Genomic DNA, 22,138 nt, shown 5'->3' on the forward strand with positions numbered 1-22,138 from the left:
ATTTATGTTCGTTTAATAGTAGCACTGTTTAATTAAGGCTACAACATTTTTTATATTTAAGTCCGCTGTTGCAAGGGCAGGGATCGTTTCTAGAAGCATCAACTCGTTTTAAATGTAAGTTTTTATCATCCATATCTTGCTTAAATATTTTTTCTAAAAGAAGGTATAGTTCAGGGTGTTTTCTTGCTAATAATTTAGGACGTTCAAAAAAATATTCACTAGTTACTGAGAAAAATTCTGCTTTATTAGTACCACCATAAGGATTAATGTCAGAAGTTTCATTGTAAATTTCTTCCATTTTTTTATTAATTAAATCTATCCAGGGAATAGTATATTGTTTTTCTAACAATACGTTGGGTACGCCATCTATATTACCATCGAGCTTATCGATTAAATGTACAAATTCATGAATGGCTGTGTTTTTTTTATCCGATTCATTGTCAAAACCTAAATGTAAAGCAGGTTTTGATAAAATCATTTTTCCCTCTAAATAACCATTACCAACCATTCCTAAAACCCTACGATTGTCTCCTTCGGTTTCAAGTTGTTCGTTAAACATTGTTGGATATAATATAACTTCTGAAATATTTGGGTATCTCCATTCAGGAAAATTAAAAATAGGTATTACAGCACTCGAGGCTATTAAAAGTTTGTCTGTAATAGTAACAGAGGTATCTACACCAATAATATTACAGCTTAGTATAAATTCATGTACTTTATATTCAAATAACTTTTTTTCATCAACAGATAGGGCGTTATAGAAGGCAACTTTGTTTGTTAAAGTAATAGTCCATTCTTTAGAAAAAGAAGTACTTGGTGTTATCGATTTAGGAGTTGCTGTTTTTTTGTTACTATTACTTATTAAAAAAATAACAAGAATAATTATTACAGAGGAAAATAAGATCATTTATTAAGCGTGCAATTTTTAATTAATTATTTTGTAATCGGTGTTTATTTTTAAATTAGGCCATTTAGCAATCCAATTTTTATTTTCAATTCTAGCTTTGTAAACAGATAAATTAAAATTTGGTGTTGGTATCACCAAAAGGTTAAATAAATCATCTAAACCATAAGGAGCAATATACTCAATTTTATTTTCTGAATTTAATCTTACTGCTATTGCGGTTGCAGTTTCGGGCCAAAAAGAAATAGCATCATTACAATTTATATATTGTTTGTGTTTGTTTTTTACGTGCATTCTTGCTTGATTCTTTACAGACCAATTTATATTGGGATTCTTTTTTTTTAAGCCGTTTTCAAGTGTTATATCGTACGTTTTTACAATGTTATTTTTGTTAAAATGTATAACATCTATATCATTAAGTATTGTTCTGGTTTTTTGGTGTTCTTCATCCCAAATTTTATTTCTAACAAAACCAGCACCAATCCAACAATCACTAAGGTTTAAATTACTTACTGTTTTTAAAACAGTAAGCATCCATTCATCACTTTTAATAATTTGTATAAGCTTGTGTTCTAATGTTTGATTCATTTCCTGTAAAGAACGATGTTTTGTATTTTAATTGACAGATAAGTTACGTTTAAAGTAAAAAAACAATTTAGATAGACTAAATTGTTTTTTATTTTTTATGATACTAGTGATTTTATTTTGTTTGCTAAAGATTTTTTTATGTCTTTAGGATATGAGCGTTTACCATGAAAAACATCAGCCATAGCTTCACTAAAGTGCTGTCCATATTTTTTTAAGACCATGTTACGAAGCGTTTTTTGTTCGTAAAACCATTTAGATAAAAATAACCCTGTTTCTAATTCTGGTACTAATTTTTCATTTAGTTTTTCTAAGTACAATTCTTCTGCTTTTGCACTATCTAAATTAGCTTCAACAATTGCATCTGCAACTAATTTACCACTGTAAATTGCATTAGAAATACCTTCTGCAGTAATAGGATCTGCAAAACCAGCTGCATCACCAATTAAAAAGACGTTATTTTTTACAAAACCATCTGTTCTTGGAGCTACCGGAATTTGAAAACCATGTTGTGATTCACTAAGAATGGTAGTAATCCCTATTGTTTTTAAATATTCGTTATAATATTCTTTTAAATTTATTTTTGTTCTACGAGCAGAAGCAACACCAACCGATAAGTGATTTTTTTTAGGGAAATTCCAAGCATATCCATAAGGAATCGCATCAATATCAAAACGAACTTCGTCTTTTAAACGGTTAAAATCTTCTTCAGGTACTTCTACTTCATATTCTAAAGCAGGTATTAGTTTACGAGTATCTTCTTTCCATCCTGCCATTTTTGCGGTAGGACTTAAAGCACCGTCAGCTGCAATTACAAATTTAGCAGTAAGTTCTCCTTGAGAAGTTTCTAAGGTAATTTTATCATCAGAAAAATGAAGTTTTTTTAATTTGTGATCCTCTAATAAGGTAACTCCAAATTCCTTTGCTTTTTTCACAATTAAATGATCAAAAGAATCTCTCATAATCATAGTAACTGTTGGGTCTTCTCTTTCAGTTTTAAAGTGTAGTTTATCTCCTAAGTAAATATCAATAGTGTGAAACTCTCTTTCAACAACTGAAGAAATATCAAAAGGTAAATCTTTACGACCTCTGTAAACAAAACCACCGCCACAAGTTTTATAGCGAGGTAAAGTTTCTTTTTCTATTAGTACAGTTGATATACCGTTTTTGGCCAAATGAAAAGCAGTTGAAGCCCCTGAAGGTCCACTACCAATAATTGCCACATCATAATGCTTCATAGTTAGTTGTTTGGAGTTGCAATATAAGGATTACAAACAAAATATGATAGTATATGGTAGCCGTATAATATTCAGATTTTAATTGCTTTATAAATAGGAAGATATCTTTTTTTGAAAATTTTTGTTAATCGTTTTTAGGAGTGTTAATTGTTTGATTTACAGAAGTAAAGTTTCTTTTTTTTAAGGCTAATTTAATTAGCCTTAAAATTATATTATTTGTAAGTATTTATTATATATATTTGATGTATTGTTATTTAGACTTAATAAAAATAATAAAAAAGAAAGTGAAAATAATTATTAACAGTTATTTGATCTTTCTTCTGGTAGTTTATAGATGAAAAATATATAAAAAGGAATTGTATGTGTAAATAAGTTTCAAGAAGATAAAATCCATGACTTAATTAATATGCAGATTAAACAAATACTGTTTTAGTAATAAGAAATGAGATAGCAATTGCAAAATATCTGAAATTTAACATGTTAAACCCCCGTTAACAATAAAAAATATTATTGAAATGATTATTTATAAAAGAAGAAATTATGGAAAAACAAACTAATTACACGCAATTAGCTTCTAAGATGACTCAAACAGCTTTTTTAAACTGTTATATAAGAGATGTTAAGCAAGGTGGAGAAAAGTTTTTTAGAAAACCAAAACATGATTTAGTATTAGCTTCTTATTTTGAAGAAAGAGCACATACAAAGTGGTTAAAAATTGCATTAAATTTCTTAGAGCAAGATGTATTTTGTGCTTTAAGTTACTACTCTTTAACAGGAAGACATCAGTATGAGTTTCCTTGTATTGTTAAAGATAGAAATAGTGGTGCTATTAAAGAGTTAGAATTTTTAGCTCTTTCTGAGTTATTAATAGAAGAACACAATTCTACTGTTTCTTCTAAATCAAATGCTGCTGTTCAATTTGTAAAAAGTTTAGAAAATAGTAAAGCAAACACAGCAGCATTTTTAAAGTTTAGAAATGAAGAAACGAATGACATTTCAACTATTTTTAATAAAGAAATTTCATTTATTGATGCTGAACAATCATTATTAACAGGGCATTCTATGCACCCAGTACCAAAAAGTAGGTCTAGAATGACAGATGAAGAATTGTTTAAGTATTCACCAGAAACTAAAGCAAGTTTTCAAATTGTTTATTTATTAGCAAATCCAAAATTTGTTTTAGAAAATAGCGCTAGGAAAAAGGCTATTACAACAGAAATTAAAGAGGATCTACAAGAAGGAGGGTATATAACTCCTGAAATAGAAGTATTGTTTGATTCTCATAAAGATTGGAAATTGATACCAATACATCCGTGGGAACTTTCTTACTTGAAGAAAAATAATACATCAGTTCAAAAACTAATTTCAGAAAACAAATTAATTGAATTAGGTGCTTTAGGACCTTTATATACACCAACTTCTTCTGTTAGAACTTTATATAATAAAGACAGTCGATTTATGGTTAAATTATCATTACATGTTAAAATAACAAATTCTGAACGTTGTAATTTATATCATGAGTTATTAAGAGGTTGCGAGGTAAGTGCGTTGTTTAGAACAGAATTCGGAGCAAAGTTTAAAGCATCAAACCCTAATTTTAAAATTATTGAAGACCCTGCATATATTACATTACAAGATCATGAGGGTGTTGTTATAAAAGGATTTAATACCAGTTTTAGAGATAATACAAAAGCCATTTTTAATGATAAAAAAGTAACAATGCTGGGTGAAATATGTCAAGATGGAGTTTTAGGGCATAGCAATCGATTGCATAAAAATATAACAGATATAGCAAAACAAGATGGTATTTCAGTAAGTGAAGTATCTAGAAGATGGTTTGATTTGTATTTAGAGTTTTATTTAGAAGGAATTTTAGATGGTTATATAAATTTTGGTATGTTTTTCGAAGCGCATGGTCAAAATACTATGATTGAACTTGATGAAAAAGGATATCCTAGTAGTGTGTATTTTAGAGATAGTCAAGGGATTATTTTTCGAGAAAATAAATTGAAATTAGCAGCTGCTTACATTCCACATATTGCCTTAGAATCTCATTCTTTCCTGTCGGATGATGTACTTACACCTATTTATGTAAATTATATAATGATTAGTAACATTATAGGGCTAATTAATACTTTTGGAAGTAACGGGTTAGAAGAGGAGCATACTTTATTAAAAATGGTTACTAAGCGACTTAAAAAATGGGAAAATAAGGATGATTCAGGAATTATTGATTTCATTTTAAAAAGAAGAACATGGAAGGTGAAAAGTAATTTATTAACCCGATTAAGTGGAGAAGATGAGGCAATGAATCCTGTAGATGGAGTAATACATGTTGCTTATAAAAATCCTTTATTATATGCATATTACGAAAATGAATTATTGCACCCTTCATCTATGGATTATTGTTATGAAAACTATTTTGAAAAAGAAGGTGTGGCTATAAAGATTCGCCCTTTTAATATAAATAAAGATCTAAATATGGTTCATGATTGGTTTAATAGAGAGCGAGCTTTAGCTTTTTGGAAAATGGATGGATCGATAAAAAAGTTAGAAGCATTTTATATTTCTCTATTAGATATGGATTTTTCACATGCATATATAGGTGAAGTTAACGGAGATACTTGTTTTACTTTTGAGCCTTACTGGGCAATGCGCGATGTTGTAGGTGGATGTTATGATGCTAAGCCTACCGATTATGGTTTTCATTTTTTAATAGCAACAGAAGAAAAAGAAAAGAGAGAAACAGTTGTTTGTTTAAAAGCGGTGGCAGACTATTTATTTAGTTTTCCACAGGTAGAAAAGTGTATTCTAGAACCTGATGTAGCTGCTAAAGCAATGGCTATTGTTTTAGAAAGAGCAGGGTTTTATTTAGATAAGGTAATTGAGCAACCTCATAAAACATCGAATCTTTTTTATAATACAAAATCAAATTTTTCGGAACAATTTCCCTCTATAGCAAAAAAAGAATTAGCGCTAAATAAATAATTATGGGCATTACCAAGATAATAGATTATTTAAATGTTCGGTTAGCGCCTTTTAATATCGGTTTGGTAGCTTTGGGTGAATCTCTTATTTTAAAAAGTATAAATGTTTAAGAAATTACTAACTACTTATGCTTCTTCATTTCAGGGACTTTCTAAAGAAGTTTGGTATTTATCGATAGCAATGTTTATTAACAGAGCAGGTACTATGGTTATTCCTTTTATGTCTTTGTATTTAACATCGCATTATAAGTATTCGTTAACAGATGTGGCTTGGGTATTATCTTCTTTTGGATTAGGAGGCGTGTTTGGCTCTTATATTGGAGGAGTTTTATCAGATAAAAAAGGATTTTACCCAATACTACTAATAGGTTTTATAACACCAGGTTTATTTTTAATTCCGTTAGGTTATCTAACGGAATTTTATATGCTTTGTACAGGTGTTTTTATCATTGCAATGCTAGCTGAGTTTTCAAAACCAGCAGCTTTTGTGGCAATTTTTAATTATAGTAGTGATGAAAATAGAACTAGATCAGTATCGTTATTAAGACTTTCTATTCATTTAGGTTTATCATTAGGGCCCTTTTTAGGTGGTTTTTTAATCGTATACACAACATATAAGAGCCTTTTTTTTATTGATGGAATTACTTGCATACTATCAGGGGTTTTTGTCGTTTTATTTTTGAAAAAAAATGAAATAACAGCTAGTTTAAAGAAAGTTAAATCTAAAAAAACTTTAAAAGTTTCAAAAGTATTCTTTAGTTATATGATTGTTACATTTATCATGACTTTTGTTTACATACAACTGTTAGCTACTCTACCATTGTTTTATAAACAGATATATTCGTTTTCTGAAGTTGTTATAGGGATTATCATAGGAATAAATGGTTTTTTAATTTTTGTTTTTGAAATGCCATTAGTTCATTATCTAGAGAGAAAAGGTATTGCAAAGCAACAAATCTTAAAGTTTAGCTTAGTGATGTTTAGTGCCAGTTTTTTACTATTAGCAATGCCGAGCCATATTGTATTTATAATAGTATCTATTATATTATTTTCATTAGCACAGTCTATTGGTTTTCCTTTTCTAAACACATTAGTACTTAATGAAAGTTCTTCTGAAACTAAAGGAAGAGATATGGGGTATTTTACTATTTCTGTGGCAATAGGTAAACTTGTTGGATTAAATGTAGGATTACAGTTAGTTGACTATTTAGGGTATGCAAAAACCTGGGTTTTCATGATTGTTTTACTTGTTGTAGCTTTTGTTTTTGTGAAAAATAAGAATAACGAACTTAAAAAAAGTACTTTTTAAAAAAGGATATTAATAATAAAATTAAAAAGATGGATGAGTTTTCTCTTATCCATTTTTTTTAGTTTTAAAGTGTAAAAAATTACCAATGCAAACGAGTCATAATAGGGTAGTGGTCTGATAATTTAACCATATGAAAAGTTTTATAATGATTTATTGTAGCTTCATTGTCAGTTAAAATAAAATCTATTCGCATTGGGTACACATATCTAAAAGATTTACCTAAACCAATACCGGCATCTATAAAAGCATCTTTTTTATCTTTTATAAGCTGGTTATATACCCAAGAAAAGGAAGTGTTATTAAAGTCTCCACAAATAATTTTTTTACCTTTCCAACCTTTTTCATGGTGTAAAATAAGTTCTGTTTGGTCTACCTGTTTTACAAAACCTTTTGCTAAACGTTTAAATAAGCGTTCAGAATCTTTTTCACCAAAATTCTCTTTATTAGGGTTTACTTTTAATGATTCTAGATGAACATTATATACTCTAATAGTGTCCTTTTTTTTAATAATGTCTACAAAAATAGCATTATTGGCACTGTTTTTAAAATCTAAAGAACCTGAGTTTATAATTTTGTATTTTGAGTAAATTGCAAGACCAAATTTATTAGCTTTTGATTTGTATTTTTTGAATTTATATGGAAGTTTTATGTCTAATGATTTAGATTGATAAAACTCTTGCATTGTAAGAATATCAGGATCTTCATTATTAATGAATTCGTATATTTTTTGCTCGGTAGTTTCATCTTCTAAATGTTTGTAATGATTAAATAAACGAACATTATAGCTCATTACTTTTACATCGTTATTTAAAATAAGTTCTTTTTTTGAAAATTTAATAAGTGGTGAAGAAATAAAAACACCAAGAGTTAAAATGAAAAAAGAAAGTAACGCATTTTTATGAAGGTTAAATGCCCAGTATATAAAAAAAGCAAAATTCAATACTATTAATAAAGGTACAAATAAGCTAAAAACTGCTACTGCAGGTATTACTTTAGGTGACACATATGGTAAAACATAAGAAAATAACAAAACAGTTGCAAGAACTGAATTGATAAAGAAAAGAAGTTTATGTAAAATTGAATATCTTTTCATTTAATTATTTTCCTTGTTTAAATAAAAAATCTTTTTCATTTTTAGTTAATGTATCATAACCCGATTTACCAATTTTATCTAGAATATTATCTATTTCTTGTTGGTTTTTCGATTTATTAAAAGTTCCTTTAGGTGTTGTTTTCTTAACTGGTTTTTTACCAGATTTGTAAACTGTTTTTAAAGGTTTTTCTTTCTTCTCAAAGAATTTTTTAAAAGGTTTAAAAATTTCTAACTCTTTATTGCTTGCACTAGCAACATATAAAAAACCAAATAAAGCACCACCTATATGTGCTAAATGTCCACCTGCATTTCCAGCAGGAATTTGAATAATGTCAATAGCTATCCAAATACATGCAAGTATCCATAATTTAACGAAGCCAACTAAAGGAAATTTTAATTCATAAGTAGGAATATAAGTAGCTATACCTATAAAAATAGCTGAAATACCAGCAGATGCTCCTAGTAATACACTATTGTCTGCTACTCGTTGTAGTGCAGGAAAAAAACTATAACTAGCAATAAAAATAGCTCCTCCGAAAAGTGTTCCTAAAATATAAAAATTAAGTAATTGTTTTGAAGTGAAATATTGTTTAAATAAATGACCTATATAGAATAAGGCAATTAAATTTAAGAGTATATGAAGAAAGCCGGTGTGTAAAAAACCATAAGTTATAATCGTCCATGGTTTTGATAAGAATTCATTGAAATTTGCAGGTAAAGCAAACCATTCAATAAGCAAGTTATTGCTAGATTGAAATAAAAAACCGAAAGTGTTGGTTATGAAAACTAATAGAAAAACAGCTAGGTTAACATAGATAAGTTTCTCTATGATACCAGCATTTTTAAATCTATATTTTAAGTTATCTAATATGTTCATCAGTTTTTTACTTTAATAAATTAGTAAGATTTAAGTTGTTTTTTTCTCCAATACCAAGCAATTATAAAACCAATTAGAGCTCCTCCAACATGTGCAAAATGAGCTACATTTCCAATAGAGTATTTTGTAACACCAAAGAATAAATCACTAGCAATCATTAATGGAATAAAGTACTTCGCGGCAATTGGTACCGGAAAAAATATTAAGGCCAGTTTAGCATTTGGAAAAGTTAATCCAAAGGCAACTAAAATACCATAAACAGCCCCAGATGCTCCAACAGCGGGGGTGTGATATAAGCTATAAAACTCACTCATTGTTTTATTAGAAAGTGTTATAATGTCATCATTATATTGACCTGTATTTAAAACGTTTTGTATTTCAGAAGGTGAGATTCCTAATGTAACTAACTGCTCATAGATTCCGTTAAACTGATAGTAATTTACAAGTGTGTAAATTAAACCTGCACCTATACCTGCAGAGAAGTAAAAAAATAAAAATTTATTTCTACCCCACATTTGTTCTAAAGGTGTACCAAAAGCCCATAATGCATACATGTTAAAAAGTAAGTGCATTGTACCACCATGCATAAAAGCATGCGTAACATATTGCCAAACACCAAAATGTTCGTTTTGCGGAAAGTGCAAGGCAAAAATATTTGTTAAATCTAAGTTTAAAAACTGTGGAGCAAAATACATAATCACGTTAATGATTATTAAATGCTTTATAGCGTCAGTTAATTTTCCCATATTTTTATCTTATTTATTAAAAATGGTATCAATTTCGTTTAAAGTCAATGTTTTAAATGTTGGTTTACCAAATGGAGATGTGTTTGGTTCTTTACACGAAAATAGGTCATCTACCAAATTTTCTTGTTCTTTAACAGCTAATACTGTTCCTGTTTTTATAGCTAAAGATTTTGCGAAAGACTTTGCCATTACATCAAAATGACTAAAACTAGTATCAGGTACTTCTAATTTAATATCGTCTAATAATTGCTCTAGAATTAAAGTAATTTGGCTTTCTGTTATAGAAGTAGGTATACCGCCAATAGTAACACTTTCTTTTGTAAATTCATCAAACATAAACCCAGCACTCTCTAAGTCTGATTTTATGGTATATATCATTTCTATATCAGCTTTAGAAAAAGGAATACTTACAGGAAACAGCAATTGTTGACTACTTGCTTCTTTAACTGTAATGTTTTCTAAAAACTCTTCGTATAAAATACGTTGATGTGCGAGTGATTGGTTAATTAAAACAACACCTGATTTAATAGAACTTAACAAGTATTTTTTTTGAATTTGAAAAGTTTTACCTGTTTCTGTTTCTTGGTGAGATTCAAAAAGTTGTTCTTGCTTTGTTGTTTCTAAAGGTTCGGTATTGGTATATAAAGCTTCCCAGTTTCCTGTGTCTTTTTTAAAATTTGATTGAAAACTTACAGAACCCGAATTGTTAGAAACATTTGTTTCTGGTTCGTAACTAGTTTCAGTTTTAAACGGATTAAATGTAGGATCTACAGTTATAGGAGGTATTGCTGACGAACTACTCTTACTGTAGTCATAAGGCGTATCTAAGGTCGCGTCTCTATCAAAATCTAAAGCTGGCGCTACATTGTATTGCCCTAAGCTATGTTTAACAGTTGCACGTAAAATAGCATACAATGCTTTTTCGTTATCAAATTTAATCTCCGTTTTTGTTGGATGTATATTTATATCAATACTTTCTGGAGGTACTTGTAAATATAAAAAGTAAGAAGGATGCGATCCGTATTCTAATAACCCTTCAAAAGCATTAATAACAGCATGGTTTAAGTAAGAACTTTTTATAAAACGATTGTTTACAAAAAAGTATTGCTCACCACGTTTTTTCTTTGCAAACTCTGGCTTAGCAGTAAAACCATTAATAGATATAATATCCGTTTGTTCTGAAATAGGAACTAATTTTTCATTCATTTTAGCACCAAAAATAGCTACAATTCTTTTACGTAGGTTACTTTTTTTTAGGTGATAAACTTCGTTGTTATTGTGGTGTAATAAAAAAGAAATATCAGGATGTGCTAAAGCGACTCTTTGAAATTCATCAACAATATGACGAGTTTCAATCGTGTCTGATTTTAAAAAATTTCTACGAGCAGGTATGTTGTAAAATAAGTTTTTAACAGCAATACTAGTTCCTTTAGCAGCAGATATAGTTTCTTGAGAAACTATTTTACTACCTTCTATTTTTATTTGAGAACCAAGTTCTTCGTTTTCTTGTTTTGTTTTTAATTCAACATGAGCAATAGCAGCAATTGAGGCTAATGCTTCACCACGAAACCCTTTGGTGTTTAAATTAAATAAATCTTGAGCATCTTTAATTTTTGAGGTAGCATGACGCTCAAAGCTTAAGCGAGCATCGGTATCACTCATACCTTTACCATCGTCAATAACCTGAATTAAAGTTTTTCCAGCGTCTTTTATTAAGAGTTTAATGGAGCTAGCACCTGCATCAATAGAGTTTTCTATCAATTCTTTTACAACAGAAGCAGGACGTTGTACTACCTCACCTGCAGCAATTTGATTTGCTACATGATCTGGAAGCAATTGTATAATATCTGACATTAGTTGTTTTTTGATAAAAAGATAGAAAGGTCAAAATCGATAAATAATAAAAAAAGAAATATCAAAATACCAATTATGATTAAAATAGTACTATTAAATCCGCCATTTTCAGAATTCTTAAATTCATCTATAGCAGCATTAAATTTACCTTTTAGTCCTTTGTTTTTTCCTACAGTTGTTCTGAATTTATCAAATTTATGTTTTACTTGATATGGATTCCCTTCACCTTTGTAATAAGTAGGTTTGTAGTCAAATTTTTTATTTTCTCTTTTAATAAATCCCATAAAAGTTGCTTGTTTAAAGGTATAGTGCAACAAAAATCACACCAAATTAAGACGAAATTCAAAGTTACTGAATTATAGATTAGCGGTCAAAAATTATCAGTAAATTAAAGTTAAAAAAAGAATCAAAACAGAAAGTGTTTTGATTCTTTTTTATAAGTATATTATGTTGTTTTTAGCCTAAAAACCTAAAGGATTAGATGGAGTGTCAAGATTTTTCATAGCAGCCATTTTAATTGCAGCCACGGCACACTCAATACCTTTATTCCCTAGTTTACCTCCAGAACGATCTATTGATTGTTGTTTAGTATTGTCTGTTAATACACAAAAAATTACAGGAACATCGTATTTAATATTCAAATCTACAATTCCTTGAGTAACACCATCGCAAACAAAGTCGAAATGTTTTGTTTCTCCTTGAATTACGTTTCCAATAGCTATAATTGCATCCACTTTTTGTGATTCAATCATTTTTTTACAACCGTAAACTAATTCAAAGCTACCTGGTACATCCCAAGAAACAATATTGTTTTTTTCTGCTCCACAATCTAAAAGTGTTTCAATAGCACCTTTTTGTAAGTTTTTTGTGATTTCAGGATTCCATTCTGAAACAACAATCCCAAATCGAAAAGATTTCGAATTTGGGATTGAAGCTTTATCGTAATAAGATAAATTTGTTGTTGCCATATATCATTTTTATGTCATCTCTAATAAAAATGAGGTACTCTAAAAAGTATTATTTCACCTCGTTATTTTTTATTTTGAAATGACGAAATATTTTAATTATTGAGCATATTTAGCGCTATTGATATATTTTTCAATATCTCTACCTTGATCAGTATTAGCGTATTTTTGCTTAATTGTTGTAAATAATTTTTCAGCAGTACTATATTCTTTTAAAGACATTGCAGTTTGCCCTGCTTTAAATAAAAATAAAGGAGATGTAAAATCATTTTGTTTTTTATTAGCTGCTTTTTGATAGTAATCTAACGCGTCTTTAGTTTGGTTAATATCAGCGAAAGCATCACCAATTGCACCTAATGCAGTTGCACCTAATAATTCATCATCAGAATTAAAATTACTTAAATACTCAATTGCTTCTTCGTATTTTTTCATTTTTAAGTAAGAAATACCAGCATAATAATTTGCTATGTTTCCAGCTTTAGTACCGCTAAATTCATCAGCAATGTCTGTAAAACCGTATTTTCCAGTACTACCACCAGTTAAACCAATGTTATATAAAGAATCTGCAGCAACACCAGCTGATTTTTCTGCCTTGTCAAAGAAAGTTCTTGGGAACGCTAATTCGTTAGAAGCTTCTTGTTGATTCGGTTCTGATATAAATTTAGTATACCCTAAATATCCAAGAATTATAACCGCTACAGCTATTAGTCCAAAAAATAAAGGTTTGCTGTTTTTTTCAATCCACTGCTCAGATTTGTTTGCAGTTTCATCTAAAGTATTAAATACTTCGGCAGTAGTACTTTGAGATTCATCAAAGTTTTCTTCTACTTCTTGTGCAACTTTTTCTTTCTTAGGTTTGTATCCTCTTTTTTTATATGTAGCCATAATTGCTTGAAAATTAGTGGCGACAAAAATAGCTTTTTAAATTGGATTTTAAAAATCGATTATTCGTAAAAAAAACAATAATTTGCGCTTTCTTTTTTGAAACAATCCAAATTCATGTATTTACAAAAGATATCATTAGTAAATTTTAAGAATATTGAGACTCAAACTTTTGATTTTCAGAAGAAAATAAATTGTTTTGTTGGGAGTAACGGAATTGGTAAAACCAATGTGTTGGATGCAATTTATTATTTATCTTTTGCTAAAAGTTATTTTAATTCGGTTGCAGGACAGAATATTCGTCATGGTGAAGATTTTTTTATGATTGAAGGAGATTACCTTTTAGGTGATAGAAATGAGAAAATTTTGTGTTCTTTAAAAAGAGGGCAGAAAAAAATGCTAAAGAGAAACGGAAAGGCTTATGAAAAGTTTTCTGAACATATTGGGCAGTTACCATTGGTTATTATTTCTCCTGCCGATAGAGATTTAATTGTAGAAGGTAGTGATACTCGTAGAAAATTTATTGATGGTGTTATTTCTCAGCAAGATAAAAACTATTTGCAAGGGTTAATTTCGTACAATAAAATCATAAGTCAACGTAATGCATTGTTAAAATATTTTGCAGCTAATAGAACTTTTGATGCGTTAAACTTAAAAGTATATGATGAGCAATTAGTTGAATATGGAAACATTATTTATAGCAAGAGAAAAGCTTTTTTAGAGGAATTCGTGCCTATTTTTAATGAAAAGCATGAAATTATATCAGGTGCTAAAGAAGTAGTTAATTTAGGCTATAAAAGTCAGTTACACGAAGCTTCATTAGAAGAGTTATTTGCAAAAAGTTTAGAAAAAGATAGAATGTTGCAATATACATCGTCAGGAATTCATAAAGATGATTTAAATTTTGAGATAGGTGAGTATCCGATTAAAAAATTTGGCTCTCAAGGACAACAAAAATCGTATTTAATAGCCTTAAAATTGGCGCAATTTGAGTTTATTAAAAAACAATCAAAAGTAACTCCTATTTTATTATTGGATGATATTTTTGATAAATTAGACGAGAACAGAGTAAAACAAATTGTAGATTTAGTAAATAATGATGCTTTTGGGCAAATATTTATTACAGATACACATTTTGACCGTACAGAGAGCGTTATAAAAAAGAGTAACCAAGAATATCAGATTTTTAAAATGTAATGTTATTACGATAAAGAATGGCAGCGTAATTTTAATTGCGTGGTTTTGTTCGCAATAAAATACTATTAGCACAGTTAGTTATGGCAAAAAGAGAAAATGATAGTTTTTCTATAAAAGATTTATTAGGAACTTATATAAAAGAAGGAAGCTTAAATAAAGGCTTTCAGAAAATTCATATAGATGAAGCTTGGGGTAAAATGATGGGGCCTGGTGTAGTTTCATATACTCAGGAAGTTAAATTACAGAATAAAACTTTGATTGTTCGTTTGTCTTCTTCGGCATTAAGAGAACAATTAAGTTACGGTAAAGAAAAAATTATAAGAATGATTAATGAAGAAATGGGAGAGGAATTAGTAAAAAAACTAATGCTAGTATAATTTTTTTAATCTAGTTGAAACATTTACGTTCATTTATTTTTCTGTTAAAATAAAAAAGAAAGAAACCATTACAGCTTCTTTCTTTTTTTTAATTAAATCCCCCGAAATAATTATGGCGGCAAAATTATAAATTTAATAGAGATGTTAATATTTATTTTGATAGAAAAAACTTATATCAAAATAGATTTAAGTTTTAGTAAGTTGATGTTGATAATAAATGAAAAGATAACGTGTTTAGGTATAGATGTATAATTTAGGTAAAGTTGATTTAGTCTATCTTTAAAAACACAATAAAATCTTGAGAATTTAATATTTTGGATGTTTTAATCCTAATTTATTTTCTTTTTTTAATGATAGAAGATGTTAAAAAGGTTCAATTACCTCTCAATCTCTTATATACTTATTTATAAATTTAGGCCGTTTGTTTAATAACAATCTGTTTTAATTTTTTTTGTTTTTTGAAATGTGTTTAACGGGGTGTTTAACTGAGTTAAGGTAATTTCTTCTAATACTGCTAAAACACCGTTCATCATACTAATAGAACCACAAATCATAATTGTACCACCATTCTTTAATATTGAGGCAATTAATTTTTTTTCTTTTAAAATAATATCTTGTACATATTGATTATTTTTTTCTTTGGAATAAGCAATATGAATATTATTAGTGCTTAAAGTATTTAAATAAGGAGTATATATTTTTAAAGACTGTTCAGTTCTTCCTCCCCAAAACAAATGAGTTGTTGATGGAGCGTTTAACATTCCTAAGTACGGAGCAATTCCTGTTCCGTTAGCGATTAAAATATTATTTTTTGATTTTTTTTGAAAATGAAATTCTTTATTTTCTTGAATTCTCGCAAATAACGTTTCATCTATGTTAAGGTTTAAAAGTAAATTAGAGCAGATACCTAATTCATGCTTTTTAATACTTAATAAGATATCATTATCAATTTTACCTATAGAATACAGTCTCTCAATATTGTCTTCTTTTGGAGTGATTGCTAATAAATCACCTGAAGTAAATTTTAGCTTTTTAGCAGGTCTTAATCGAATTAAAAAAGAACTATCTATATTTATGTCAGTTTTACTTACTACCAAAAAAGGTTGTTGTTTTTTTGGTTTAAATTGTTGCTGTTTTAATTGTAATTCAATGTTTGTTTTATTGCTCCATTGTAAGCCCCAGTTTTTAAAGTCAGTAAAATTTTGATTATTTATTTTATGAATAGGTAGTGTACTTCTAAAATTATCTTTATTGTTTAGAGCATTATCAACATCAATAGCAAATTTACAATAGTGTGAATATGCTAAAGAGCCAAAACCTATTACAGCAAAGTTTATTTTATTTTGTTGCTTGGTGTTTTTTAAAAGAGTTAAAAAGTTAGCTGCATTTGTAGGAGGTTCTCCATCACCATAAGTTGATGTTAAGACGATTAATTGAGTTGCTTTTTTATAGGTGCTGTATTTATTAAGGTGTGTTATGTAAACAGGTTGCTTGTTAGATAGCAAAGAATTAAATAAAGATGAAGCAATGCTAAAAGTATTACCTGTTTCTGAACCTACAAGAATAATGATTTTAGCAGCGTCTTTTTTAAATTTATTTTTAGGAAGTAAATTTTTACGCTTTCTTTCTAAGGTCATTGAAAAACCAGAGTAAATAAAAAATAAAATAGCAATACAAGAAAGAATTAGAATTGTAGACCAAATAATAGTACCACTACCTGTATGTAAGAATAAACTCCAGTCTGACAAAATATGAACCCATGATAAATTTTTGTCGCTAATTATTTGACCAGAGTATTGATGAATAATAAGTTCTTTGGTTTTTAATTTTAAGAAAAAATAATCTTCAATATCATTAGAAAAAGGAAATTCAATACTTTTAACTTCATTTAATTTGATGTTTTTAAAGATTGAAAATTCTTCAATGGGAGTTTTTTTATCAGAAGAAATAGAAGAAAACTCAAAAGTATGTTTGATTTTGGTTTCTGGTAAAAGGGAGAATTTTTCTAAAGATAGGTATACTCCTGTTAGCGTAATTATAATGATAGGTATTAATGTATAACGCCCTATAATTACATGGTAATACTGTTTAAAGTTTTCATTAACAACTTTGGTGAAAAATTGAATAATTCCACCTTGCCTTTTTATAATTAAAATACTTCCTGTTATTGTAATTAAGAATAATAAGAAAGAGAAGAGTCCAACTAAAAAACGACCAGTAGATTTTAAAAATAAAGAACGATGTAAGTTTGTAGTCCATTTAAAAAGAGGTGATTTAGAAATAATGCGACTAATTTTTTTACCTGTAGTGGGGTTTATGTAAAATGTTTCGCTTTTTCCTTCTTTGGTAATTACAGAAGCAGTAACAAAATTATGTTGGTTAACGTTTAAGGTAATAACTTCTTCGTACTCTTTTTTTAATGAAGAGATAGTTTGTGAAAGTGTAATTTCATCGGTTTGTATTGCATATGGTTTTAGCTGATTAGATATTGGTTCAAAAGCTAAAATTATACCTGTAATAGCAGCAATAACTATAAATAAGAAAGAAGATATAGCCAATGTTAAATGGCTATATCTCCAAATTGAAATGGTCATTTTTAATACTTTAATGTATGTTAGATCAAGCTAAATTGAGATTTATTGAGGTATCATTCTAATGTAGCGTATAAAACCCTTTCCTTCGATTTTACTTTTTACATTTTCAGATGTTAGTTCAAATTCAATATCGTCTTTATAGTATTCTTGATCTTCAACAGCACTTTCAAAACGAATTTTATATCCTTTGTTTAATTTGTCAGTTGGAATTTGAATAACTGTTATCGCTCTATTTCCTCCACTTATCGTAGCTCCTGTTATAGCATCAATATTAGTACGTATTTTTCCTTGAAATTTCCACCATTCAGTAATATCAGAATACCATTCTTCATCATCGCCTTGTACATATAGTGTTTTTTCATATTCACCTTTTTGGTTTAATAAAGAAACAGTAATATAGGCACCTTCACCAGTATAATTCTTCATTTGAATCATACATTTATACTTCGCTTCATTAGTAGTTGTAAAGGCCATAATACTTAAGGCTACTAGTAAAATTGTAACTATTTTTTTCATATTATATTGTTTAAATTCAAATCGAGTACAAATAAAACTATGGGGCTTTTGTTTGTACTCGATTTAATTAAGTGTGTTTATTTTAAAAAGCTAATATCTATATTTTTTAGCGCTTCGTTTTCTTTTGCTAGATCATAAAGAGTTTCATCAAAATCTGTTTTAACATTTTTGTTTGCTCCTTTAGTAATTAGGTACTTTATAATAGTACTATTTTTAGCAGTTAAAACGGCTTCTTGTATAGCTGATAAACCTTTTTTGTTTTTAGCATCAATATCAATGTTGTACTTATTAATGAAATCTAACATAGCAATACTTTGCTTTTCAACAGCTAAATGGTATAATGTATTTCCGTTTTTTTGAATTTTTTTAACGTAAAACCCTTTTCCTTTTAAAAGATTAAGCTTTTTTTTAAAAGCATCTTTTTGTTTAGCATTAAAGGTTTTAAATAAATAATAGTTTAAGTTATTTCCTTGAGTATCAACAATATAAACATCAGCACCTTTTTTCAATAAAAGATCTATTACTTTAGGGCTGTTTTTTAAAGCATTTGTAAGTGCAGATTTACCATCTTTATTTGTGTGGTTTATACTTTTAGTTTTTGAAGCTAATAACTGTATAATTTCTAAAGAATTTCTTCCAGCAGATTTTATTAAAGGATTATCTCCATTATTATCAATTTGATTTGGATTAACACCTTTATTTAAAAAGTAATTAAAAACCTCAATATCTTTATTACTGTATGCTATATTATGAAGTGGGGTTATACCATCTTTATTGGTAATATTAGGATTAATACCTATACTTTCTAAGTATTTAATAAAACTTAAAGGATTGTAACCACTACGTGAACCGATGGTTGAAGCTAATATAGCATTGTCTCCATTTGAACTATTTTTTTTATATGACACCCCTTTTTTTATTAACAACTCTAACATTGCTTTATTACCCTTATAAGCAGTGTAATTGAAAGCACCATTTCCGTGGTTGTCTGTGCTGTTAAGTTTTAATCCTTTATTTGTAAAATAATCTACTAATTTGAAGTCTTTTAAATGACCAATTAATAATAATAAAGCATTAGCGCCCTTTTCATCTACATCTTTTTTAATATCGATGCCATTTTTTATAAATAGATCATATATTTCTGTATTAGTTTGTCCTGCAACAGCTGCAAAAGTTAAAGGAGAGAAGTTATGAGAATCTTTTAAGTCTAATCGAGCATTACTATTGATTAGATGTTTAACTAATTCTAGATTTCCTTTATAGGCTGCCCAAAAAATATAGGTTCTTTTATCGTGTGTAAGTTTATTAACATCATTACCTTTTAGGTTTAGTAAGTGTTTAATAACTGTATTTGGTGCTTTTGCTAAGATAGCATAAGTAACCGCATCAAACCCGTTAGGATTTAACGTAGTAGCACTATTGTTTTCTTTTATTTTTTGATCGATTGTTGCTATTGTAGGAGTTGTTTCCCAAAAAGCTCTATCAAAGAAAATATTTTTTGTCTGTGCTTGTAGTGCACAAGCAAACAAAATAAGTACGAATGTTAATTGTATTTTTTTCATTTTTTATTAAAATTTGTAACGTAAAGTAGTTCCGTAACTAGCTGGTTGAATTCTATTCAAATATACTGTACGATATGCATTATAGCCTACTTCATTAAGAATATTATTTCCATACACATCTATACTTACTTTTTCATTGAATTTATATGAAACTTGTAAATTTACGGTTGTGTATGCTTTTAAATTAAATGGTTTTTTATCAGGAACAACACCACCATGTATATAGTCTCTAGACCATACGTTGTGTGGTCGCTCACCTAAAAAGTATGCACCAGCGCCTAATGATAATCCGTCTAAGGAGTTTTGAAAAGCATATCGTGCCCAAAAATTAGCTGTATGTTTAGGGGTGTTTATTGGACTTGAATTGTAGTAGTAAGAAGCGTGATCTTTGTATTTTGCATCTAAATATGAATATCCTCCAATAAGTTGTAAGTTAGGTAATACACGACCAATTAATTCTATTTCTACACCTTTTCTAGTATCTTCACCACCTTTTGTATAATAGCCTAAACTAGTACCTGAATTATCTATAGCTTCTAAATTTAAGTTTTTACTGCTTGTAAAAAATGTAGTTACGTTGAAGCGCAATGAACCGTTAAGCCAAGTCGATTTAATACCTGTCTCATATTGATCCCATCGTTCTGTACCTAACTCTTTACCATTGATATCTGTGTAAAATGAGGTCATTGGATTAGAACTGCTAGCATAAGAACCAAAAAGAATAATATTTTGAGTCGGTTTAATATTAAAACCTACTAATGGGTTAAAAGCATTGTCACTTTTTGACTCTGTTAGTGGTTTACCAATAAAGTTACCTCTTGTTCTTTTTAAAGAAGTGTAGCGTACTCCTAAGAAAACATCAGCCCATTTCGATAAAGTTATTTTATCTTGAATAGTAAATCCATATGATTGTGTTTCCGATCCCCCGTTTCTTTTTGGATTAGGGCTAAAGCTTACACCTGATGGTAAAATATTGTTTATAGGTTTATTTACATCTATAATATCTAAATGTGTTTTACTTTTATTAGGATAGTTAGTTGTATATCCTTTAGTCTCGAATTCAGTATTTCTATAATCTGCACCTATTTGAAATGTATGTTTCAAAAAACCTGTTTTTATATCTTTACCAACTAAGTCTATCTGTAGTAAACTATTTCTATCGTACCTTGTTGAAGAGTAGTAACTTCTGTAGCGTTGTGTATTTGGTAATGCATCTAATTTATTTCTAGGACTTGCTTCAAATACATAAGAAGCATTAGCTTCTGTATCTAAAATAGAGGTGAAATAACCTGCTTTTATACTCAATTTATCATCTATTTTTCTTTCAAAACGTATTGCTGAAGTTGTATTTACAGATTTACTTCTATCAGAGTCAAACCCCATGAATTGATTATTAGGAAGTTTCATAATGTTATTAACATTATAGCTTTCTAAATTGATAGTTCCTTGATCAGGAGTTCTGCTATCACTCATGTGATCCATTTCAAAAATAATTTTGGTTTTTGCATTAGGTTTCCAAGCAAAAGAAGGATTCACATAAAAACGTTCAGAATTTACATGAGCTCTATAACTATCTGCTCTGTCATAAGATCCTGTAAATCTATAAGCAAAAGTTTCTTTTTTATCTAATGGACCATAAAAGTCGAAAGTAGGACGTAACTTACCATAGCTACCAGCTCTTAAACTAATTTCACCTCCTTCATAAAATTTTGGAGTCTTGGTTACTACGTTAATTACACCACCAGCAGAACCTAAATCACCTCCTAAACCTTGACTAATTGCAGAAATTCCTTTTAATACCTGAATGTTATCTACACCAGCCATATCGGTAATAACACCTGTTCCTCTAAAATCTGAGTTAATACGAACCCCATTTTTAAGTATTGGAATTCCTCTATATCCTCTTAAAGACATACTCTCTTTAGTGTTACCATAAGTAGCAAAAGTATAAACACCAGCTACGTTCTTGGTAACATCACTAAGGCTTAATGCATTTTGCTGGTCGATAAGTTTATGTGACAATACCGAAATACTTTGTAATTGTTCGTTTGGAGCAAGTGGTAATCGTGTAAGAGTTTCTAGTTTTTCAGCTCTTTTATTTCGTGAGCCGAAAAGTTCAACCTCATCTAATTGCGTATCAGATTTTAATATGAATACTAGGTTCTTGATATCTCCGGTTACCTTTATTTTTCGAGATAAAGGAGAAAAACCTACAGCACTTGCTGTTAGTGTATATGTTGAAAGAGGAATGTTTTTTAGAATAAAACTTCCGTCTTCTTTTGTTTCGCTACCAGTTTTAGTTCCTTTTATATAAATATTAGCATAAGGGATTGCTTCGTTACTATCTGATTTTACAATTCCTTTTAAGGTCGCTTGACCATACATTGTCTGAATACAACTACATATAAGTAGTACTATTGTAAAAATTCTCATTTTTTTATATTGAGAGGTT

At 28.8% G+C, this 22,138-nt stretch carries 18 protein-coding genes; 4 read left to right on the forward strand and 14 right to left on the reverse strand.

Annotation, left to right across the window (positions count from 1 at the left end; translation table 11 throughout):
- Positions 1-28: 28 nt before the first annotated feature.
- The 3 genes from H518_RS0105000 to H518_RS0105010 form a co-directional block, all read right to left on the reverse strand.
- On the reverse strand, positions 29-907 hold the full coding sequence (locus tag H518_RS0105000) for a M90 family metallopeptidase (protein ID WP_028888050.1): 879 nt from the start codon (positions 905-907) through the stop codon (positions 29-31).
- Positions 908-925: 18 nt separating this feature from the next.
- Positions 926-1,492 carry a nucleotidyltransferase family protein gene (locus H518_RS0105005; RefSeq protein ID WP_028888051.1) on the reverse strand — a complete coding sequence of 189 codons (567 nt, stop codon included), beginning with the start codon at positions 1,490-1,492 and terminating at the stop codon, positions 926-928.
- A gap of 95 nt (positions 1,493-1,587) precedes the next feature.
- Positions 1,588-2,727, reverse strand: coding sequence for a geranylgeranyl reductase family protein (locus tag H518_RS0105010; RefSeq protein WP_028888052.1), 1,140 nt, complete (start codon positions 2,725-2,727; stop codon positions 1,588-1,590).
- 540 nt (positions 2,728-3,267) lie between these two features.
- On the opposite strand from H518_RS0105010, the gene H518_RS0105015 reads away from it, so the two are divergent.
- Positions 3,268-5,715 carry a GNAT family N-acetyltransferase gene (locus H518_RS0105015; protein WP_028888053.1) on the forward strand — a complete coding sequence of 816 codons (2,448 nt, stop codon included), beginning with the start codon at positions 3,268-3,270 and terminating at the stop codon, positions 5,713-5,715.
- 102 nt (positions 5,716-5,817) lie between these two features.
- Positions 5,818-7,023 (forward strand): MFS transporter, encoded by a 1,206-nt coding sequence (locus H518_RS0105025; protein WP_028888054.1) that lies wholly within the window; start codon positions 5,818-5,820, stop codon positions 7,021-7,023.
- A 79-nt stretch (positions 7,024-7,102) separates the two neighbouring features.
- On the opposite strand, the gene H518_RS0105030 is transcribed toward H518_RS0105025, so the two are convergent.
- The 7 genes from H518_RS0105030 to H518_RS0105060 form a co-directional block, all read right to left on the reverse strand.
- Positions 7,103-8,116, reverse strand: a complete 1,014-nt coding sequence (locus H518_RS0105030; protein ID WP_028888055.1) for an endonuclease/exonuclease/phosphatase family protein — start codon at positions 8,114-8,116, stop codon at positions 7,103-7,105.
- A gap of 4 nt (positions 8,117-8,120) precedes the next feature.
- Complete coding sequence (locus tag H518_RS0105035; RefSeq protein ID WP_028888056.1) at positions 8,121-8,993, reverse strand: rhomboid family intramembrane serine protease; 873 nt, start codon at positions 8,991-8,993, stop codon at positions 8,121-8,123.
- Positions 8,994-9,013: 20 nt separating this feature from the next.
- On the reverse strand, positions 9,014-9,739 hold the full coding sequence (locus tag H518_RS0105040; protein WP_028888057.1) for a rhomboid family intramembrane serine protease: 726 nt from the start codon (positions 9,737-9,739) through the stop codon (positions 9,014-9,016).
- A 9-nt stretch (positions 9,740-9,748) separates the two neighbouring features.
- Positions 9,749-11,593, reverse strand: coding sequence for a DNA mismatch repair endonuclease MutL (gene mutL, locus H518_RS0105045; RefSeq protein ID WP_028888058.1), 1,845 nt, complete (start codon positions 11,591-11,593; stop codon positions 9,749-9,751).
- A complete protein-coding gene (locus H518_RS0105050) occupies positions 11,593-11,877 on the reverse strand; it encodes a hypothetical protein (protein WP_028888059.1) in 285 nt (94 codons plus the stop codon). Before H518_RS0105050 ends, mutL begins: the two co-directional genes overlap by 1 nt.
- 177 nt (positions 11,878-12,054) lie before the next feature.
- On the reverse strand, positions 12,055-12,561 hold the full coding sequence (ribH, locus tag H518_RS0105055; protein ID WP_028888060.1) for a 6,7-dimethyl-8-ribityllumazine synthase: 507 nt from the start codon (positions 12,559-12,561) through the stop codon (positions 12,055-12,057).
- A 96-nt stretch (positions 12,562-12,657) separates the two neighbouring features.
- Positions 12,658-13,443, reverse strand: coding sequence for a tetratricopeptide repeat protein (locus H518_RS0105060; RefSeq protein WP_028888061.1), 786 nt, complete (start codon positions 13,441-13,443; stop codon positions 12,658-12,660).
- Positions 13,444-13,557: 114 nt separating this feature from the next.
- On the opposite strand from H518_RS0105060, the gene recF reads away from it, so the two are divergent.
- Together recF and H518_RS0105070 are read left to right on the forward strand one after the other, a co-directional pair.
- The gene (gene recF / locus H518_RS0105065; protein ID WP_028888062.1) at positions 13,558-14,637 is read left to right on the forward strand and encodes a DNA replication/repair protein RecF; all 1,080 of its coding nucleotides are present in this window, start codon (positions 13,558-13,560) and stop codon (positions 14,635-14,637) included.
- 80 nt (positions 14,638-14,717) lie between these two features.
- Positions 14,718-15,014 (forward strand): DUF721 domain-containing protein, encoded by a 297-nt coding sequence (locus tag H518_RS0105070; protein WP_028888063.1) that lies wholly within the window; start codon positions 14,718-14,720, stop codon positions 15,012-15,014.
- Positions 15,015-15,439: 425 nt separating this feature from the next.
- On the opposite strand, the gene H518_RS0105075 is transcribed toward H518_RS0105070, so the two are convergent.
- The 4 genes from H518_RS0105075 to H518_RS0105090 all read right to left on the reverse strand — a co-directional run bounded on the left by H518_RS0105075 (position 15,440) and on the right by H518_RS0105090 (position 22,119).
- Positions 15,440-17,608 carry a PepSY domain-containing protein gene (locus H518_RS0105075; RefSeq protein ID WP_028888064.1) on the reverse strand — a complete coding sequence of 723 codons (2,169 nt, stop codon included), beginning with the start codon at positions 17,606-17,608 and terminating at the stop codon, positions 15,440-15,442.
- 42 nt (positions 17,609-17,650) lie between these two features.
- Positions 17,651-18,124 (reverse strand): DUF2271 domain-containing protein, encoded by a 474-nt coding sequence (locus tag H518_RS0105080; RefSeq protein WP_028888065.1) that lies wholly within the window; start codon positions 18,122-18,124, stop codon positions 17,651-17,653.
- 77 nt (positions 18,125-18,201) lie between these two features.
- Positions 18,202-19,686, reverse strand: a complete 1,485-nt coding sequence (locus tag H518_RS0105085; protein WP_028888066.1) for an ankyrin repeat domain-containing protein — start codon at positions 19,684-19,686, stop codon at positions 18,202-18,204.
- A gap of 6 nt (positions 19,687-19,692) precedes the next feature.
- Positions 19,693-22,119, reverse strand: coding sequence for a TonB-dependent receptor (locus tag H518_RS0105090; RefSeq protein ID WP_028888067.1), 2,427 nt, complete (start codon positions 22,117-22,119; stop codon positions 19,693-19,695).
- Positions 22,120-22,138 lie beyond the last annotated feature (19 nt).

Source organism: Tenacibaculum ovolyticum DSM 18103 (genome assembly GCF_000430545.1).
Classification (GTDB): domain Bacteria; phylum Bacteroidota; class Bacteroidia; order Flavobacteriales; family Flavobacteriaceae; genus Polaribacter; species Polaribacter ovolyticus.

Bases quoted from the DNA above. Each gene is read 5' to 3' on its own strand.
- H518_RS0105040 (WP_028888057.1), bottom strand. From the start codon at position 9,739: ATGGGAAAATTAACTGACGCTATAAAGCATTTAATAATCATTAACGTG.
- H518_RS0105015 (WP_028888053.1), top strand. From the start codon at position 3,268: ATGGAAAAACAAACTAATTACACGCAATTAGCTTCTAAGATGACTCAA.
- H518_RS0105070 (WP_028888063.1), top strand. From the start codon at position 14,718: ATGGCAAAAAGAGAAAATGATAGTTTTTCTATAAAAGATTTATTAGGA.
- H518_RS0105005 (WP_028888051.1), bottom strand. From the start codon at position 1,492: ATGAATCAAACATTAGAACACAAGCTTATACAAATTATTAAAAGTGAT.
- H518_RS0105035 (WP_028888056.1), bottom strand. From the start codon at position 8,993: ATGAACATATTAGATAACTTAAAATATAGATTTAAAAATGCTGGTATC.
- H518_RS0105085 (WP_028888066.1), bottom strand. From the start codon at position 19,686: ATGAAAAAAATACAATTAACATTCGTACTTATTTTGTTTGCTTGTGCA.
- H518_RS0105030 (WP_028888055.1), bottom strand. From the start codon at position 8,116: ATGAAAAGATATTCAATTTTACATAAACTTCTTTTCTTTATCAATTCA.
- H518_RS0105050 (WP_028888059.1), bottom strand. From the start codon at position 11,877: ATGGGATTTATTAAAAGAGAAAATAAAAAATTTGACTACAAACCTACT.
- ribH (WP_028888060.1), bottom strand. From the start codon at position 12,561: ATGGCAACAACAAATTTATCTTATTACGATAAAGCTTCAATCCCAAAT.
- H518_RS0105090 (WP_028888067.1), bottom strand. From the start codon at position 22,119: ATGAGAATTTTTACAATAGTACTACTTATATGTAGTTGTATTCAGACA.
- H518_RS0105025 (WP_028888054.1), top strand. From the start codon at position 5,818: ATGTTTAAGAAATTACTAACTACTTATGCTTCTTCATTTCAGGGACTT.
- H518_RS0105080 (WP_028888065.1), bottom strand. From the start codon at position 18,124: ATGAAAAAAATAGTTACAATTTTACTAGTAGCCTTAAGTATTATGGCC.
- H518_RS0105010 (WP_028888052.1), bottom strand. From the start codon at position 2,727: ATGAAGCATTATGATGTGGCAATTATTGGTAGTGGACCTTCAGGGGCT.
- H518_RS0105060 (WP_028888061.1), bottom strand. From the start codon at position 13,443: ATGGCTACATATAAAAAAAGAGGATACAAACCTAAGAAAGAAAAAGTT.
- recF (WP_028888062.1), top strand. From the start codon at position 13,558: ATGTATTTACAAAAGATATCATTAGTAAATTTTAAGAATATTGAGACT.
- H518_RS0105000 (WP_028888050.1), bottom strand. From the start codon at position 907: ATGATCTTATTTTCCTCTGTAATAATTATTCTTGTTATTTTTTTAATA.
- H518_RS0105075 (WP_028888064.1), bottom strand. From the start codon at position 17,608: ATGACCATTTCAATTTGGAGATATAGCCATTTAACATTGGCTATATCT.
- mutL (WP_028888058.1), bottom strand. From the start codon at position 11,593: ATGTCAGATATTATACAATTGCTTCCAGATCATGTAGCAAATCAAATT.